This is a genomic window from Kribbella aluminosa (genome assembly GCF_017876295.1).
Lineage (GTDB): Bacteria > Actinomycetota > Actinomycetes > Propionibacteriales > Kribbellaceae > Kribbella > Kribbella aluminosa.
Genome location: NZ_JAGINT010000001.1, coordinates 455227 through 471085, shown reverse-complemented (window position 1 = coordinate 471085; position 15859 = coordinate 455227). Strand labels below are relative to the sequence as shown.

16 protein-coding genes and 2 pseudogenes are annotated in these 15859 nt (G+C 70.4%); 4 read left to right on the top strand and 14 right to left on the bottom strand.

Translation table 11 applies throughout. From position 1 onward, the window contains the following. Positions 1 to 36: 36 nt before the first annotated feature. Positions 37 to 738: a methyltransferase domain-containing protein gene (locus JOF29_RS02370; RefSeq protein ID WP_209692584.1), complete on the bottom strand. Its 702-nt coding sequence runs from the start codon at positions 736 to 738 to the stop codon at positions 37 to 39. Between the two features lie 28 nt (positions 739 to 766). Between JOF29_RS02370 and JOF29_RS02365 the strand changes: the two genes are divergently transcribed. Then, the gene (locus JOF29_RS02365; RefSeq protein ID WP_209692583.1) at positions 767 to 931 is read left to right on the top strand and encodes a hypothetical protein; all 165 of its coding nucleotides are present in this window, start codon (positions 767 to 769) and stop codon (positions 929 to 931) included. Positions 932 to 1067: 136 nt separating this feature from the next. Here the strand turns inward: JOF29_RS02365 and hemB are convergent, their stop codons facing one another. The 7 genes and pseudogenes from hemB to JOF29_RS02330 all read right to left on the bottom strand — a co-directional run bounded on the left by hemB (position 1068) and on the right by JOF29_RS02330 (position 8512). Beyond that, the gene (gene hemB / locus JOF29_RS02360; protein WP_209692582.1) at positions 1068 to 2051 is read right to left on the bottom strand and encodes a porphobilinogen synthase; all 984 of its coding nucleotides are present in this window, start codon (positions 2049 to 2051) and stop codon (positions 1068 to 1070) included. Positions 2052 to 2067: 16 nt separating this feature from the next. Then, positions 2068 to 3828, bottom strand: coding sequence for a bifunctional uroporphyrinogen-III C-methyltransferase/uroporphyrinogen-III synthase (locus JOF29_RS02355; protein ID WP_209692581.1), 1761 nt, complete (start codon positions 3826 to 3828; stop codon positions 2068 to 2070). Beyond that, on the bottom strand, positions 3825 to 4709 hold the full coding sequence (gene hemC, locus JOF29_RS02350) for a hydroxymethylbilane synthase (protein WP_209692580.1): 885 nt from the start codon (positions 4707 to 4709) through the stop codon (positions 3825 to 3827). The genes JOF29_RS02355 and hemC overlap by 4 nt, the downstream gene beginning before the upstream one ends. Continuing rightward, positions 4706 to 5965, bottom strand: a pseudogene (locus JOF29_RS02345) (glutamyl-tRNA reductase); the annotation flags it as partial. The pseudogene JOF29_RS02345 and the gene hemC, both read right to left, overlap by 4 nt. Positions 5966 to 5979: 14 nt before the next feature. Then, positions 5980 to 6736: pseudogene (locus tag JOF29_RS02340) on the bottom strand (redox-sensing transcriptional repressor Rex). A gap of 100 nt (positions 6737 to 6836) precedes the next feature. Beyond that, positions 6837 to 7073 (bottom strand): glutaredoxin family protein, encoded by a 237-nt coding sequence (locus tag JOF29_RS02335; protein ID WP_209692578.1) that lies wholly within the window; start codon positions 7071 to 7073, stop codon positions 6837 to 6839. Next, positions 7070 to 8512, bottom strand: a complete 1443-nt coding sequence (locus JOF29_RS02330) for a class I adenylate-forming enzyme family protein (protein WP_209692577.1) — start codon at positions 8510 to 8512, stop codon at positions 7070 to 7072. The genes JOF29_RS02335 and JOF29_RS02330 overlap by 4 nt, the downstream gene beginning before the upstream one ends. Positions 8513 to 8875: 363 nt before the next feature. On the opposite strand from JOF29_RS02330, the gene JOF29_RS02325 reads away from it, so the two are divergent. After that, the gene (locus JOF29_RS02325; protein WP_238332099.1) at positions 8876 to 9448 is read left to right on the top strand and encodes a sigma-70 family RNA polymerase sigma factor; all 573 of its coding nucleotides are present in this window, start codon (positions 8876 to 8878) and stop codon (positions 9446 to 9448) included. A gap of 16 nt (positions 9449 to 9464) precedes the next feature. On the opposite strand, the gene JOF29_RS02320 is transcribed toward JOF29_RS02325, so the two are convergent. From JOF29_RS02320 to JOF29_RS02310, 3 genes are read right to left on the bottom strand one after another with little or no spacing between them, the layout of a single operon-like run. Beyond that, positions 9465 to 10598, bottom strand: a complete 1134-nt coding sequence (locus JOF29_RS02320) for a lysophospholipid acyltransferase family protein (protein WP_209692576.1) — start codon at positions 10596 to 10598, stop codon at positions 9465 to 9467. After that, positions 10591 to 11598 carry an NAD-dependent epimerase/dehydratase family protein gene (locus tag JOF29_RS02315; RefSeq protein ID WP_307863112.1) on the bottom strand — a complete coding sequence of 336 codons (1008 nt, stop codon included), beginning with the start codon at positions 11596 to 11598 and terminating at the stop codon, positions 10591 to 10593. Before JOF29_RS02315 ends, JOF29_RS02320 begins: the two co-directional genes overlap by 8 nt. Before the next feature lie 37 nt (positions 11599 to 11635). Further along, positions 11636 to 11737: a 30S ribosomal protein bS22 gene (locus tag JOF29_RS02310; RefSeq protein WP_008356322.1), complete on the bottom strand. Its 102-nt coding sequence runs from the start codon at positions 11735 to 11737 to the stop codon at positions 11636 to 11638. Between the two features lie 109 nt (positions 11738 to 11846). On the opposite strand from JOF29_RS02310, the gene JOF29_RS02305 reads away from it, so the two are divergent. Beyond that, positions 11847 to 12293, top strand: coding sequence for a class I SAM-dependent methyltransferase (locus JOF29_RS02305; RefSeq protein ID WP_209692575.1), 447 nt, complete (start codon positions 11847 to 11849; stop codon positions 12291 to 12293). Positions 12294 to 12312: 19 nt separating this feature from the next. Here JOF29_RS02305 and JOF29_RS02300 read toward each other — a convergent pair whose 3' ends face one another. Further along, positions 12313 to 12486 (bottom strand): hypothetical protein, encoded by a 174-nt coding sequence (locus JOF29_RS02300; protein ID WP_209692574.1) that lies wholly within the window; start codon positions 12484 to 12486, stop codon positions 12313 to 12315. 104 nt (positions 12487 to 12590) lie between these two features. Here JOF29_RS02300 and JOF29_RS02295 point away from each other — a divergent pair, with 104 nt between their 5' ends. Beyond that, entirely contained in the window at positions 12591 to 12806 is a 216-nt protein-coding gene (locus JOF29_RS02295) for a hypothetical protein (RefSeq protein ID WP_209692573.1), read from the top strand. Here JOF29_RS02295 and JOF29_RS02290 read toward each other — a convergent pair. Together JOF29_RS02290 and JOF29_RS02285 are read right to left on the bottom strand one after the other, a co-directional pair. Next, positions 12803 to 13798 (bottom strand): IS481 family transposase, encoded by a 996-nt coding sequence (locus JOF29_RS02290; protein ID WP_209692572.1) that lies wholly within the window; start codon positions 13796 to 13798, stop codon positions 12803 to 12805. The genes JOF29_RS02295 and JOF29_RS02290 overlap by 4 nt on opposite strands. A 146-nt stretch (positions 13799 to 13944) precedes the next feature. Further along, positions 13945 to 15840: an AfsR/SARP family transcriptional regulator gene (locus JOF29_RS02285; RefSeq protein WP_307863111.1), complete on the bottom strand. Its 1896-nt coding sequence runs from the start codon at positions 15838 to 15840 to the stop codon at positions 13945 to 13947. Between the last annotated feature and the right edge of the window lie 19 nt (positions 15841 to 15859).

Below are 15859 nucleotides of genomic sequence, written 5' to 3'. Positions count from 1 at the left end.
AACACGCGCGTACCAGATGCCCAGCGCGTCGATGACTTACCGCCGATACGGACCGACTTCGAGGGGCGACGACGGATACGTCGGGCTTTGACGCCTGCGTCGTCCGCGGCCGTGACCGACCGCGCCTGTTCCCTGCGGATCCCGCTCGGCGCCGACGTGGTCGTGTGCGGGCTCAGTCTCCGTCGGGTGCACGCTATCGACCTGGTCCGCGAGGCCGGCAGCGTTCCGGTGATGGCGATCGTGATCGCGATCGCGAGGAGACAACCGCTGAATCCTCCACCATGTTAGGCCGGTTGGATACGTGCGGTGGCGACCGATCGGCCACTGCATCGGTCGATGGCCCCGCGATTCCCACGGATTCGTGGGGTGACGACGGATCGGCCACTCCATCGGTCGATACCCTTCCCGCGATTCCCACGGGTCCCGGAGCCGGAATCCATGAACAGCAGCTGGGCAGCCGACGATCCCGGCGACGACGCGGTGGGTCAGGTCCCGGTTCGAACTGTTGACGAAAATGGTGCCGGCATCCATCTCCGAGAGGACGACGATTCCTCCCGGGCGCGTCACGCGGGCCAGTTCCCGAACGGCGGACAGCGGATCGGGCAGGGCCATCAGAACCCGTTCGGCGCGGGTGCGGTCGAATGTCGCGGGTTCGAAGGGCAAGGCGTTCGCGTCTCCCTCGACGAACTCGATCGGCAGCCCGGAGTCCGCCGTACGGCGGTGCGCTTCCGCCACCATCGCGGTACCTCAGATCCAGGCCGGTGGCGTGTCCGTCAGGACCGAGGATCGCGACGAGTTCGGCCAGGTCGTCGCCGGTCCCCGAGCCGACGTCGAGAACACTCAGACCCGGGCGTGCGTCGAGCAGGTCCGCGATCACCTGCTTGACGTACAGCTCCCCGACCGCCGCGTGTCCAGGAACCGCACGAAGTAGTCGCCGGGCACCTCGTCTACCGCTGTGAACCCCGCTGGATCCTCCATCGCGACCTCCCCCGGCCGATGATCCTCGGCCCGAGGATCAGCGCGGTGACGCCCGGCCCGGGTGGCGTCACGTTGCCGCCACGGGTGTCTCAGCGGCGGTTCAGGAGGTGGACGGCTTCCGCGGCCCAGTACGTCAGGATGGTGTCGGCGCCCGCCCGGCGGATGGCCGTGAGGGTTTCGAGGATGGCGGCTTCGCGGTCGATCCAGCCGTTGGCGGCGGCCGCCTCCACCATCGCGTACTCGCCGGAGATGTTGTACGCCGCGACCGGGACGTTCACGTGGTCGCGGACCTGGCGGATGATGTCGAGGTACGCGAGCGCGGGCTTCACCATCACGATGTCGGCGCCTTCGGCGATGTCGAGGTCGACCTCGCGGATCGCGTCCCGGGAGTTCGCGTTGTCCTGCTGGTACGTCTTCCGGTCGCCGGTCAGCGACGAGTCGACGGCCTCGCGGAACGGGCCGAAGAAGGCCGACGCGTACTTCACGGCGTACGCGAGGATCACCGTGTCGACGAACCCGGCCTTGTCCAGCGCGGCGCGTACGACGCCGACCTGGCCGTCCATCATCCCGGACGGGCCGACGACGTGCGCACCGGCCGTAGCCTGCGCGACGCCCATCTCCGCGTAGATCTTCAACGTCGCGTCGTTGTCCACCCGGCCGGCAGCGTCGAGTACGCCGCAGTGCCCGTGGGACGTGAACTCGTCCAGGCAGAGGTCCGACATCACCAGCAGCGAGTCGCCGGCCTCGGACACCGCGTCGGCGATCGCCACGTTCAAGATTCCTGATGGATCCAGCGCACCGGACCCCTCCGGATCCTTCGACGACGGTACGCCGAACAGCATCACGCCGCCCAGCCCGAGCTGCGCCGCCTCCGCGACCGCCTTCCGGGCGGTGTCCCGGGTGTGCTGGACGACGCCCGGCATCGACCTGATCGGGATCGGCTCGCGGGCGTCTTCCCGGACGAACATGGGCAGGATCAACTGCCGCGGCTCGATGACGGTCTCCGCGACCAGTCGACGCACCGCCGCCGACGACCGAAGCCGCCGCGGCCGAATCTCCGGGAATCCAGGCACCTAGATCAGCTCTCCATCAGCTTTTGCGGCGAGAACCCGAGCGCCGCTCGGACGGACGGGTGACCGGCTCCCCGGCCTCCACCATCGTGTCACGGCGGTCCGCACCGAACCGGGCCAGGGCGTCGGCCAGCTCCTCGACGGACGGCGTCTCGGCCATCGCGTCGACCCGCAGGCCGTGCTCCTCGGCGGTTTTCAGCGTGGCCGGGCCGATCACCGCGATCACCGTCGACGCGTGCGGCTTGCCGGCGATGCCGACCAGGTTCCGGACCGTGGACGACGAGGTGAACACCACCGCGTCGAACTTGCCGGACTTGATCGCCTCGCGGGTCGGCGCGGGCGGCGGGGCGGCCCGGACGGTCCGGTACGCCGTCACGTCGTCGACCTCCCAGCCGAGATCGGTGAGGCCCGCGACCAGGGTCTCGGTGGCGATGTCGGCGCGCGGCAGGAAGACCCGGTTGATCGGGTCCAGCAGCGCGTCGTACGGCGGCCAGTCCTCGACCAGCCCGGCGGCGGACTGCTCGCCGGACGGCACCAGGTCCGGGCGGATGCCCCAGGCCGCGATCGCCTCGGCGGTCTTGTCGCCGACCGCCGCGATCTTCAGCCCGGAGAACGCCCGCGCGTCCAGGCCGTACTCGTCGAACTTCTCCCGGACCGCCTTCACCGCGTTCACCGAGGTGAACGCGACCCATTCGTAGCGCCCCTCGACCAGGCCGCGGATCGCCTTGTCCATCTGCTGCGGGTTCCGCGGCGGCTCGACGGAGATCGTCGGGACCTCTTCCGGCATCGCGCCGTACCGCCGGAGCCGGTCCATCAGCGGCCCGGCCTGGTCCTTGGTCCGCGGGACCAGGATCCGCCAGCCGAACAGCGGCTTGGTCTCGAACCAGGACAGCGACTCGCGCTGCTCGACCACGGTGCCGACCACGATCACGGCCTCGCCGACGACCTTCGAGGTCCGCAGGTCGGTGACGATCGTCTCCAGCGTCCCGACCACGCTGGTCTGCGAGGTCGTCGTACCGCCGACCGTCGCGGCGACCGGAGTGCCGGTGTCGAAGCCGGCCTCGAGCAGCGCGGCGACGGTCTCCTTCAGCACCTCGGTCGCGTTCAGCAGGACCAGCGTCTGCTTCGGCTGCAGGCGGGTCAGGTCGAGCTTGTTCTCGGCGAGGTCGACGACGGTGACCTCACGGTCGCCCTTCATCGTCAGCGGGATCCCGGCGTACGTCGGGACCGCGCTCAGCTCGCTGACCCCCGGGACCACGTTGAACGCGATGCCGGCCTTCTTGCAGGCGACTGCCTCCTCGGCGCCGCTGGAGAAGGTGAACGGGTCGCCGCTCAGCAGCCGCACCACGTTCGCCGCGGTCTTCGCGGTCTTCACCACCAGGCGCGCGCGGGCAGCCACCCGGAGCGCCCGGCTGCCCTCGGCGCCGGAGCCGTCCACGACCTCGACGCCCGCCTTGCAGTAGCTCAGGAACGCGTCGTGTTCGGGGCCTTCGACAACCACCGCGTCAGCGCCTGCGAGGACGTCCCGGCCGGCCAGCGTCAGCAGCGCCGGGTCACCAGGACCGACCCCGACGAACGTGACATGGCCGAGCGGTTTGGTCTGCTTGACGGTACTGGTCGCGGCCTTCTGCGGTGCCGCGGTAGCGGCTGTCTTCGCGCTCACGTCTGCCTTCGCCCTCGTCGTTTTCGTGCTCGTCCTGTGGGCCGTCTTCGGCGCCGTCGTCGGCGCCGTCTTCTGGGCCTTCTGGTGGGCTGTGCTCGTGCCCTGTGCCGGTGTCATGTTCGCTCCAGCAACTCGTTCGCCAGCGCCCTGCCGAGCGCTACCGGGTCGTCCACCGGCCCGTTCGCGGAGAGCCGCCGTACGCCGTCCTCCTGGCCGAGCGCGCCCCGCAGCCACAGCTCCGGGCCGTCTTCACCCTCGACCACCTCGGCGAGCGCCCCGACCGGCGCCGTGCACCCCGCTTCCAGGGTGGCCAGCATCTGCCGCTCCGCCGTCACCGCGGCACGGGTGGCCGCGTCCTCCAGCGGAGCCAGCGCGGTCAGTACGTCGGTGTCGTCCGCGCGGCACTCGACCGCCAGCGCGCCCTGTCCCGGCGACGGCAGCATCTGGATCGGATCCAGCGTCTCGGTCACCTCGGCGAGCCGCCCCAGCCGGGCCAGCCCGGCCCGGGCCAGCACCACCGCGTCGACCTTGCCGTCGGTGACCAGGCCGATCCGGGTGTCCACGTTGCCGCGGATCCCGGTGCACTCGATACCCAGACCGAGCGCCTCGATCTGCGCCGACCGGCGCGGCGCACCGGTACCGATCACCGCGCCGTGCGGCAGCTCGCCGAGCGTCAGCCCGTCGCGGGCGACGAGCACGTCGCGCGGGTCCTCGCGGACCGGGACGGCGCCGATCACCAGTCCGTCGACGGGCGCGGTCGGGAGATCCTTCAGCGAGTGCACGGCGATGTCGATGTCGCCGGCCAGCAGCGCGTCCCGGAGCGCGCTGACGTAGATGCCGGTGCCGCCGATCTGTTCGACCGGGGACACCTTGTCCGCGTCGCCGGTGGTGGAGATCGGGATCAGCTCGACCTCGTGGCCGAGGTCCCGGAGCGCATCCGCGACCAGGGTCGCCTGCGCGGTTGCCAGCTTGGAGCGGCGGGTCCCGAGGCGGATCATGCCTGCTCACCGCCCTTCGGCGTGGTGACCGCGTCCACGGCCGCCTGGTCGAGTGCGAACAGTTGCCGGAGCGCGTCGGCGTACGTCGGTCCGCCCGGATCGCCGCCGAGCTCCTTCACCCGGACCGTCGGGTTGTGCAGCACCTTGTCGACGACCCGGTGGATGGTCCGCTCGACCTCGCGCCGCTCGTGCTCGCCGAGGTCCGGCAGCCGGCGCTCCAGCCGGGCCAGCTCCTGGTCGACCAGCGAGCTGGCCATCGCCCGCAGCGCGACCACGGTCGGCGCCACCGACGCGGCCCGCCGGGTGGCCTCGAACGCACCGGTCTCCTCGCCGACGATCCGCCGTACCTCGTCGATGTCGGCCTCGCTGCCGCCCGCCGTACCCACGAGGTCGGCGAGCGTGATCAGCGTGACGCCGGGGATCCGGGCCGCCTCCGGTGCGACGTCCCGCGGCAGCGCCACGTCGAGGACGCCGAGCGGCCGGCCGCCGGACGCGTTCCGGATCATCTCCGCGGTGATCACCACGCCGCGGGCGCCGGTGCAGGACACCAGCAGATCGGCCTCGGCCAGGGCGGCCGGCACGTCCGCGAGCCTGATCGCCGTACCGCCGATCCGGTCGGTGAGCGCGACCGCCCGGTCGTAGTTGCGGTTGGCAACGGTCACGCTCCGCGCGCCGCCGTTCATCAGGGTCTGCGCGGCCAGCGAGGCCATCGATCCGGCACCGACGATCAGCGCCCGGCGGCCTTCGGTCCCGCCGACCGCCTCCAGCCCGGCCGAGACCACCGAGCGGCCGGCCGAGTCGATACCGGTCTCGGTACGGGCCCGCTTGCCGACCCGCAAGGCGTGCTGGAACAGGGCGTTCAGGTCGGTGGCGACGGTCTCGTTGTCCTGGCCGGCGCGCAGCGTCTCCTTCAGCTGGCCGAGGATCTGACTCTCGCCGACGATCATCGAGTCGAGTCCGACCGCGACCTGGAACAGGTGCGCGACCGCGCCCTCCTCGAAGTGCACGTACAGGTGCTCGGCGAGATCCAGCAGCGGTACGCCGGTGACGTCGGAGAGGATCGCGGTCACCTCGTCCATCCCGGCGTGGAACCGGTCGACGGTCGCGTACACCTCGGTGCGGTTGCAGGTGGCAACGACCGCGGACTCCGCGACGGCGGCCGAGTTCCGGACCGCGAGGCCGAGCTTGGTCGCGGCGTCCGCGTCCAGGGCGACCCGCTCGAGGACGTCGATGGCAGCGGAACGATGACTGATGCCGACGACCAGGTAACTCATGCCCCGACACCTCCCCCGACACTCGGGAGATCGGTCAGACCGTTCAGCGCTGGTAGTTCGGGCACCTGGGGGAGCGCCGCCTCTCCGGACTTTCGTTGTTCGTGGTACGCCAGGATCTGCAACTCGATCGAGAGGTCCACCTTGCGGATGTCGACGCCGTCGGGCACGGACAGCACCACGGGCGCGAAGTTCAGGATGCTGGTGACGCCGGCCCGCGACCAGCCGGTCGCACACCTCCTGCGCCGGGCCCGCCGGGGTGGTGATGACGCCGATCGAGACCCGGTCGGCCTCGACGATCTCCTCGAGCTGGGCGAAGTCGCGGACCTCCATGTCGCCGATCCGCTCGCCGATCAGGTTCGGGTCGGCGTCCAGCAGCGCGACGATCCGGAAGCCACGGGTGCCGAAGCCGGAGTAGTTCGCCAGCGCGTGGCCGAGGTTACCGATCCCGACGATGACGACCGCCCAGTCCTGGGTGACGCCGATCTCGCGGGCGATCTGGTACCGCAGGTACTCGACGTCGTACCCGACGCCGCGGGTGCCGTACGAGCCCAGGTAGGAGAGGTCCTTGCGGAGCTTGGCCGAGTTCACGCCCGCGGCGGTCGCCAGGTCCTCGCTCGACGCGGTGGCGGTGCCACCGTCGGAGAGCGCGGTCAGGGCCCGCAGGTAGACCGGCAAGCGCGCGACAGTCGCCTCGGGGATGCCACGTTCGGTTCTCGTCGGCGGGCCGGGGCGACGGCTGCTGGCACGCGTCACAATTCTCCTGGGAGCGGTTGGTTCACCGCGGTCTGACGGCCGGCGGCTCTCTTACTCTAGGAGCTTGTGAACGTGAGAACAAAATCGGCGAAGGTGACCCCTACCTCATCAGCGCCTTTCGCAGTCGGGCGGGGTCCACCCGCCAGAAGTCGTGCTGCGTGCCGTCCACGAAGGTGACCGGGATCTGTTCGCCGTACTGGGTGAACAACTGGTCGTCCTGCGTGATGTCGACCTCGGTCCACTGCACGCCCGCCTCGGCGCAGACCGCCCGGATGATCTCCCGGGCGTCGTCGCACAGATGACACCCGGGCTTCCCGTACATCAAGACCCTGTTCATCGGTCCCGCAACCGTCCCTTCGCGACCTTGCCGGTGACCGAGTGCGGCAGGTGGTCCACCACCTCGATCTCGACCGGGCACTTGAACCGCGCCAGCCGGGTCCCGGCGTACTCCCGGACCGTTGCGACGTCGACCGATGCGTCCGGCAACGGCACCACGAACGCCTTCACCGCCTCGCCGGTCTCCTCGGACGGTACGCCGATCACCGCGGCCTCGCGGACGCCCGGAGCGCCGACCAGTACGTCCTCCACCTCGCTCGGGAAGACGTTGAAGCCGGACACGATGACCAGCTCGCGCAGCCGGTCGACCAGGAACAGGTCGCCGTCCGCGTCCAGGAACCCGACGTCACCGGTCCGGTACCAGCCGTCCGCGTCCGGCCCGTCGGCACCGTCCGGCCAGTAGCCGGAGAACAGGTTGCCGCCGCGGATCAGGATCTCGCCCGGGTCGTCGCCCTCGACGTCCTCGCCCTGCTCGTCGGCGATCCGGAGCTCGACGTTCGGCAGCGGGCGACCGACCGAGCCCGGCTTCGGGACGGCCTCGCCGAGCGTCGTGGTGACGCCCGGGGACGCCTCGGTCAGCCCGTAGCCCTGATGAACGTGCAGGCCGCCGGCCCGTTCGAAGCGGTCCGCGAGCCCGGCGTCGAGCGTGGACGCGCCGGTCAGCACGACCTTGACCGTCTTCAGCGCCGCGCGCAGGTCCGGGCGGGACAGCAGGGCGTTCAGGGCCGGTGGGGCGAGCGGCAGCCGGGTCACGCCGTACCGGCCGATCAGTTCGAGGGTCTGCTCGGGGTCGAACCGCCGTTCGACGATCAGCGCGGCGCCGGTGGCGACCGCCCAGCCGAGCACCGCGTTCAGACCGAAGGCGTGGAACATCGGCAGCACCCCGAGCACCACGTCCTCGGGGCCCATCCGGTCCTCGCCGAGCTGGGTGAGGTTCTGCACATTCGCCGAAAGTGCCCGATGGGTGAGCATCGCGGCACGCGGATCTCCGCTGGTTCCGGAGGTGTAGAGCAGCACCGCGAGCGACTCGGGATCGATCGGCGGCGGTAACGGAACGTCACCCTGGAGCTCGTCGGGGGCCACCGTTCGGACGCCCTCGACGCGGTCCGCGAGGACCGCGTCGACGATCGCCAGCCGGGCCCCGGAGTGCTCCGCGACGGTCCTCAGCTCGGACCTGGTGAGGCCGGTGTTCAGCGGTACGGCGACCAGCCCGGCGCGAAGAACGCCCAGGTAGGACGTGACGAACTCGATGCTGTTGGCAACCAGGAGCAGCACCCGGTAGCCGGGCACCAGGCCGGCCGCGGCGAGCCCCTGCGCGGTCCGGTCGACGGCCTGGTCGAGCTCGCCCCAGGTCAGCCGCCGATCCCCGTCGACCAGCGCGGGACGCCCGCCGTGACGTTGCGCTGTGTCACGAAGGATGTCCGCGAAATTCACGTTCACCAGGTGAGTCTGTCACGCCCGGGATTCGGGCCGGGAGCAACCAGCTTGCCCAGAACGGTTGCAGCGGAGCGTGACCACCGATATACAGGTGACTTCGCGGCCGAGCTTCTGTCGAACCTCACACTGCAGAAACCCGTCCGCGCGGGGACCCTCATGCGCGATGTACCAACCCCCGACAGCAGGCTGCTCCGTTTTCACCGGACGCAGTCCGCTGGCGCATTCGTGACCATCGGACCGGACGGAAGGCGGCACGCCCCAGCCTGTTGACAGCACGTGCTTGAGCAGTAACGCTCTGTGCTGATCCAGTCACTGAGGCCATTCGCGGATGTGTCGAACGACGTGTCAGTCGAACGGGGAGACAACTTGACCACGCCGGAACCAAGCCCGGACGGGATGCGACGTGCAGAGCTCGTCGATCGCGCCCAGGCCGGGGACGTCGGTGCCTTCGGCGAGCTGTACGACGAGTACTCGCTCACCGTCTATCGCTATATCTACGCCCGGGTGTCGTCATCGGCACTCGCCGAGGACCTGACCAGCGAGACGTTCGTCCGGGCGCTGCGTGCGCTGGACTCGTTCCGCTGGCAGGGCCGGGACTTCGGCGCCTGGCTGGTGACGATCGCCCGGAACCTGATCACCGACCACTACAAGTCCGGGCGGGTCCGGCTCGAGGTGGTCACCGACGAGATCGAGACCCACGACCGGCAGACCGAAGGCCCGGAGATCGACGTACTGGCCGCGGCCACTGCGGAGGTACTCCGGGACGCGGTCGCCGGCCTGCCCGACGAGCAACGCGACTGCCTGACGATGCGGTTCTTCGCCGGCCTGTCGATCGCCGAGACGGCCAAGGCGCTGGAGAAATCCGAAGGCGCCGTCAAGCAACTGCAGCTGCGGGCCGTCCGGCACCTGGCGAAGGTTATCCCCAAGGACTTGAGATGAGGCCGGCCCGCCGTGGTCAGAAGAAGACGCTGCGGCGCTGCATGAGCAGTGTGTAGAGGGTCTGCTGGATGGTTTCGCGGACCTGGTCGGTGACGTTGAAGACCAGCATCGGGTCGTCCGCGGCACCGTCGGCGAAGTCGTCGGTGCGGATCGGTTCGCCGAACTCGATCAGCCACTTGGACGGCAGCGGGATCAGGCCGAGCGGGCCGAGCAGCGGGAAGAACGGGGTGACCGGGATGTACGGGACGCCCAGCAGCCGGGCCAGCGAGGCGATGTTGCCGACCAGCGGATAGATCTCCTCGGCGCCGACGATCGAGCACGGCACGATCGGTACGCCGGTACGCATCGCGGCGCTGACGAACCCGCCGCGGCCGAACCGCTGCAGCTTGTACCGCTCGGCGAACGGTTTGCCGAGGCCCTTGAAACCCTCCGGCCAGACGCCGACCAGGTTGCCCTGCCGGAGCAGCCGCTCGGCGTCGTCGTTGTTCGCGAGCGTCGCGCCGCCCTTGCGGGACAGCTCACCGACGAACGGCGTCTGGAACACCAGGTCCGCCGCGAGCGTCCGCAGCGGCCGGCCGGTGTGGTCCGCGACCACCACCTGCGTGACCAGCCCGTCGAGCGGCATCGTTCCGGAGTGGTTCGCGACGATCAGCGCACTGCCGTCGGACGGGATGTTCTCGATCCCCCGAACCTCGACCCGGAACCACTTCTCCACCATCGGCCGCAGCATCGGCAGCAGGACCTGATCGTTCAGGTCCGCGTCGTACCCGAACTCGTCGAGCTCGTACTCCCCCGTCACCCGCCGCCGCAAAAACGCCAGCCACTCCGCAACCCGCCGCTCGCCGTCAGCCCCGAAGAACCCACGCACCGCCCGCTCAAGCGCCCCGAAGTCCAGCCCCCCGAACTCCACCCCGGACGTATCGGGCCCGTCGACATCGGGCACACCCCCGGCAGCCGCTTCGCGGCCTGAGCGTTCGCCGTTCGTCCTGCGACCACCTGGACCTGTTTCACCGTCCGGTGGTGGGGTCTTCTTCTTGCGGGTGGCTGGGTTTGCGAGGGCTCGGGCGGCGGCGGAGGGAGTGGTGCGGCGGTTTGTGCCGCGGCCGGGGCGGCCGCCGGTGCCGATGGGGATGATGTCGGCGTCAGCCACGGAGCGCCCCCAGGCCGGCGGTCAGCAGGCCGGCGGCGCGGGTCATCGCGCCGGTGCCGAGCGACCTGCGGAAGTCGTCGAACGCCTCCGCGGTCGTGTACGTCGGCTCGAACCCGAACTCGCTGCGCATCCGCGTCGTGTCCACGCCCCGCCCGTACGTCAGGAATGTGATCTGGTCCGGCGAGAAGTCCGCCAGCCGCGCGCGGCGCACGACAGCCGCCGTACTGGAGGCGGTGAACGACGGCAGCCGCAGGGTCGGGCGGCCGAGCCGGCGGATCGCCTGGGACAGCGACAGTACGCCGTCACCGGCCAGGTTGAACGTCCCCGGAAGATCCTGGACCGTGGCCCGCCGGATCGCCTCGACGCCGTCGTCCTCGTGCAGGAACTGCAGGCGGGCGTCGTATCCGAACACAGTGGGTACGACGGGAAGCCCGAAGTACCGCGTCATCGGGGAGTCGGTCTTCGGGCCGATCCAGTTCGCCATCCGGAGCGTGCTGACGCAGACGTCCGGGCGGCGCCGGGCGAAACCCCGCACGTACCCCTCGACCTCGACCGCGTCCTTGCTCAGCCCATGGTGATGGACGGCCCGCGGCGCCATCTCCTCGGTGAACATCGCCGGATCCCGCGGACCCGCGCCGTACACCGTGGTCGAGGACTTCACCACCAGCTTCGCGACGCCGGGCGCCTTCTGGCACGCGGCGAGCAGCTGCATGGTGCCGATGACGTTGATCTCCTTCATCGACGACCGGCCACCGGCGCTGCCGGGGGTGGCCACGACGCCGGTGTGGACGACCGTGTCCACATCCTCCGCGGCGATCACCTTGGCGATCACCGGGTTACGGATGTCGGCCCGGACGAACCGGACCCGACCGAGCTCCGCGCGCGGCGGAACCACGTCGACACCGATCACAGTGCCGATCGACGGGTCCTCCGCCAGTCTCCGGGCACAGCGAGCACCGGCGTCCCGCGAGACGCCGGTCACCATCACCACCTGTGCCACGAGCTACCCCCAGCCGGACCGGGCGCGGCAGAACTACCTACTTGCCGAGCTTGCGGCGCTGCACCCGCGTCTTCTTCAGCAGCTTGCGGTGCTTCTTCTTCGCCATACGCTTGCGGCGCTTCTTGATTACGGAACCCACGTCTGACCATCCAAACTCAAAGAGAACGTCGGCAAAGCTTACCCGTAGGTCGCTTCCCCGACCTAAAGCAGGCCGCTCCGGTAAACTCAGACCCTACCTGGGAGGCTGGATGCGGGCTCGGTACGACGGTCTGGCGGAGTGGTACGACGAGCGTTTCGGGGTGGACGCCCCGCCTCATCAGCCCGGACTGCTGGACCTGCTCGGCCCGGGTTCCGGCCCTTGTCTGGACCTCGGCTGCGGCACCGGGCGGAACTTCGAGAGCATCCGCGCGAGTGGCCGGAGCGTCGTCGGCCTGGACTTCTCCGTCGACCAGCTCCGGCGCGCCCGGATGCGTACGGACGGGCCGCTGCTGCACGGCGACGCCGCCGCTCTGCCGTTCGCGGACGCGTCCTTCGACACCGCGATCACGCTGTGGATCTCCACCGACGTGGACGACTTCGGCGCGGCCGACTACCTGAACGCGATCATCGCGTCCGGTCTGACAGTCGAGTACTTCGAGGAGCCCACCGGCCCCGACATCCCGCACGCGCTGGCGGTGCGGGCGCGGAAGCGCTAGCCGCCGTCGGCGCGGGACGTCAGGCGGCCTTGCGGTTGCCGGTGGGGGCGACCGGTTCGGTGAGGACGGCCAGGTGTGGGGTGGCGGTCTGCTTCGTGGTGCTCGCGTAGGCGGCGGGGGTGAAGGCGACGGCGGCCAGGCCCAGGGTCGCGATGGTGCCTACGGCAACGGTTCTGACGATACGGATCGGCATCGGGAGCCTCCTTCAGGTTGGTGATTCCATCCTGGACGCCCGGACTGCGACGGTCCTGGAAGATTCCTGGGAGCCGGCTGGGAGTGCGAGGTAGCGTGGAGTTCATGGCGTACGTCGTGTTTCTCGCGGGTGTCGTGGTGGTGCTCGCGGGGCTGACCTGGTTCGCGTCCTGGGCGAAGCGCCGGGGTCGCGGATCCGGCGTGGCGGGCGCGCTCGCGGCGTACGAGGAGGCGTACCGGACGACCGCCCATCAGTCCCACCACGAGCTCCGCCAACAGTCCGACCGCAAGTCCGAGACCGGCTCCCCGGACGACCTCTAGCTGTGATGCCCAGGGACGTTGGTCAGTCGGCTGACTGGTGGCCTGCCGCCGATGGCGGAGTGGGCTCGGTGATGATTGTAGAAGTGGAGCCATCCGGGCAGGGCCGTGTTGCGTTGGTTGGTTGAGTCGTAGAACCGGGCGTAGGCCCAGCCGTCGGCCAGGGTGCGGTGGAAGCGCTCGATCTTGCCGTTGGTTTGGGGCCGGTAGGGCCGGGTTCGTTTGTGGGTGATGCCGAGTGCCGTGCAGGTGTCGCGCCAGGCGAATGAGCGGTAGCAGGACCCGTTGTCGGACAGGACGCGTTCGACGGTGACGCCGTGGTCGGCGAACCAGGCGACAGCGCGTTGGAGTACGCCGGTGGCGGTGGCGGCTTTCTCGTCGGTGTGGATCTCGGCGTAGGCGGTGCGGGAGTGGTCGTCGATGACGGTGTGCACGAACGCGGTGCCGATGTTGGGATGGCCTTTGGCGGTTCGTCCGGTGCGTAGCGCGGTGGCGGCTTTGTTCTTGTCGCCTTGCTGTTTGCCGAGGTAGCGCCAGCCGCCGCCGTCGGGGATGTTGCCGAACTTGGTGACGTCGACGTGGATCAGTGATCCGGGGTGGTCGTGTTCGTAGCGGCGCAGGGGTTCGCCGGTGACCCGGTCGATGCGCGACAGCCGGTTGATCCGGCAGCGGACCAGGACGGCGTGCACGGTCGAGGCCGCAACGCCGAGCCGGCCGGCGATCTGGACCGGTCCGAGCCGGTGGCGCCACCGCAACCGGACGATCCGGCGTACCACGCCTGGCAGGGTCTTGGTGGGGCTGCGGTGCGGCCGGGAGCTGCGGTCGGCCATCCCGGCGATTCCTTCGGCCCGGTACCGCTCGGCCCACTTGCGCGCGGTCTTGGCCGCGACCATGAACATCTTCGCCGCCGCGGCACAGGTCCAGCCCTGGTCGACGATCAGACGCGCCAGCCGCAACCGGGTACGGGGAGTCAGAGTCGCGTTAACGTGGGACACGAAGGCCTCCGGTCAGGTGAAGCGGTGAACTAGACAGCTCCACTTCACAACCGGAGGCCTTCACCTGTCAGGCCGACTCACCGCCGCAACGCGGGACAACCTCCCTGGACATCACATCTAGCCGGTTCTCGCCGCGGAGCTGTCGGCTAGGCGAGGTAGTCGGAGATCGGGCCCATCGTGATCATGCCGCTGCCGGCCGCGTGTTCTTCGCCCGCCGGGGCGAGCGCTTCCTGCGCCGTCGCCAGCAGCTCAGCGTCGTCCGAACGCCTTGCCGCATGGGCGATCAGCGCCCAGTGCACCTCCAGCAGCAGCCCGGCCGGCGGCTCCAACACTCCGCGAGCCCGCCGAGCATCCTCACCGTAGGCACCCGGGGTATCCGCGCCGGGCGTACGCGAGCCAACCGCGTCGTGCACCCACGGGGTGTAGGAGGGGCCGTAGTCGGCGGCGGGGATGGGGTCGTCGTGGCGTACGGCGTGGGTGGCCAGCGCCAGCGGGAGCAGCCCGTCGGTCAGGCCGGGCATGCCTGCATCGGCGAGTAGTGCGGCGGCGGCCCGGTACGACTCGGGCGTGTCTTCGCGCAGGGCGGCGTACCAGCGGGTGAAGACCGCGACCAGTGGAAGCTCGTGCCGAGCAGCCATCGCGTCAGCCGCCGCAGCGTGTTCGTCGGCGGCCGTGTAGTCGGCACGTGCGCACGCCGACTGCAGACGGATCAGCTGGCCGAGAACCTCATAGGTAAAGAGATTGTGGCGCTGCGACAGCGTGACGAGCTCCGCGCCGATCGCGTCCCGTGCCGGTGCGAGGCCAGTGCGGTAACAGGTCTGCATGAAGACGCCGTTCAACGTGAACGCCAGCAGCGCGGGATCGTCGAGACCGCGCGCGAGCTGCTCGGCCTCGAGCGCGGCCTCGCGGGGGCGGGTCTCCCGGGATCCGCGGGATTCGAGCGCGATCGTGGCGAGCAGCCGGGCGCGGATGCTCGGGTGGTCCTGCGTCGGCAGCACCCGTTCGGCCGCCGCGACGATCGCCGCCGCCTGCGCCTCGTCGTCGGAACGCGTCCAGATCGCCGGTACGTCGTACGCGCCGATGATCCGCGCGGTGACGTCAGGATCGCCGAGTTCCTCCGCCGCAGCGACCGCGGCGAGCCGGTGCCGACGGGCGGCCTCGAGACCGCCGCCGCCGGTGACCGCGAGATTGCGGAGCAGGCCGACGGTCGACTCGATCCGCGCCCGGGTGCCGCCGACGGCCCGGTCGTACGCCGCGGCGGTCTCGGCCCACACGTTGCCGGCCGGGGCGAGATGCGTTGCCTGATTGAGGATGTCGCGCTCCAGCCGGGCGAGCGCCGGACCAGGATCCACCCCGAGCTGCCCCACCAGCGTCTCCCGGGCACGACGCAGTACGGCGAGCGCATCCCCCTGCCGATCGCTGCGGTACAACGCCAGCGCGAGCAGCCGCCACGCATCCTCACGCCACGGATGCTGGGTGACGTGCGCATCAAGATCGGGCACCGCCTCCGCCGCCAGCCCCAAGTCCAGCCGCGTCGCCCCGACTCGCTCCGCGGCACGCAGCCGCAACTCGGTCAACCGGCTCCGCTCCGCCAATGCCCACGGCTCGTCCGCGAACTCGGCGTACGCCGGCCCGCGCCACAACTCCAACCCCGCCACCAGTTCCGGCAACAACCGCTCCGGACGAACTGAGGCGTTGACGGATGCCTCGAACCTCGTGGCGTCGACGTTCTCCGTCCTCAGCGCGTAGCCCGGCCCATCGGTGACCAGCAGCCGGGCCGGAGCCCGCGGCGCCCGGTCCGGTTCGATCGCCCGCCGGAGCGCCGCCACGAAGGTCCGCAGCGCGCTCAAAGCCCCCTCCGGCGGATCGGCCCACAGGTCGTCCACCAGCACACTCGCCGGTACGACGCGCCCGCGCGCGACGATCAACCGCGCCAGCACCGCCCGGTGCCGTGGCCCCTTCAGGTCGACCTGCTGCCGATCCCAGGCCATCACCGGCCCGAGTACGCCGAACTCCACCCGGCCACGGTAGCGCTCATCCACTGCTCATCGACGGGAGCGA

Coding starts and splice junctions, on each gene's coding strand:
- JOF29_RS02370 (WP_209692584.1), bottom strand. CDS start 738: ATGGTGGCGGAAGCGCACCGCCGTACGGCGGACTCCGGGCTGCCGATC.
- JOF29_RS02355 (WP_209692581.1), bottom strand. CDS start 3,828: ATGACACCGGCACAGGGCACGAGCACAGCCCACCAGAAGGCCCAGAAG.
- hemC (WP_209692580.1), bottom strand. CDS start 4,709: ATGATCCGCCTCGGGACCCGCCGCTCCAAGCTGGCAACCGCGCAGGCG.
- JOF29_RS02335 (WP_209692578.1), bottom strand. CDS start 7,073: ATGAACAGGGTCTTGATGTACGGGAAGCCCGGGTGTCATCTGTGCGAC.
- JOF29_RS02305 (WP_209692575.1), top strand. CDS start 11,847: ATGCGGGCTCGGTACGACGGTCTGGCGGAGTGGTACGACGAGCGTTTC.
- JOF29_RS02300 (WP_209692574.1), bottom strand. CDS start 12,486: ATGCCGATCCGTATCGTCAGAACCGTTGCCGTAGGCACCATCGCGACC.
- JOF29_RS02295 (WP_209692573.1), top strand. CDS start 12,591: ATGGCGTACGTCGTGTTTCTCGCGGGTGTCGTGGTGGTGCTCGCGGGG.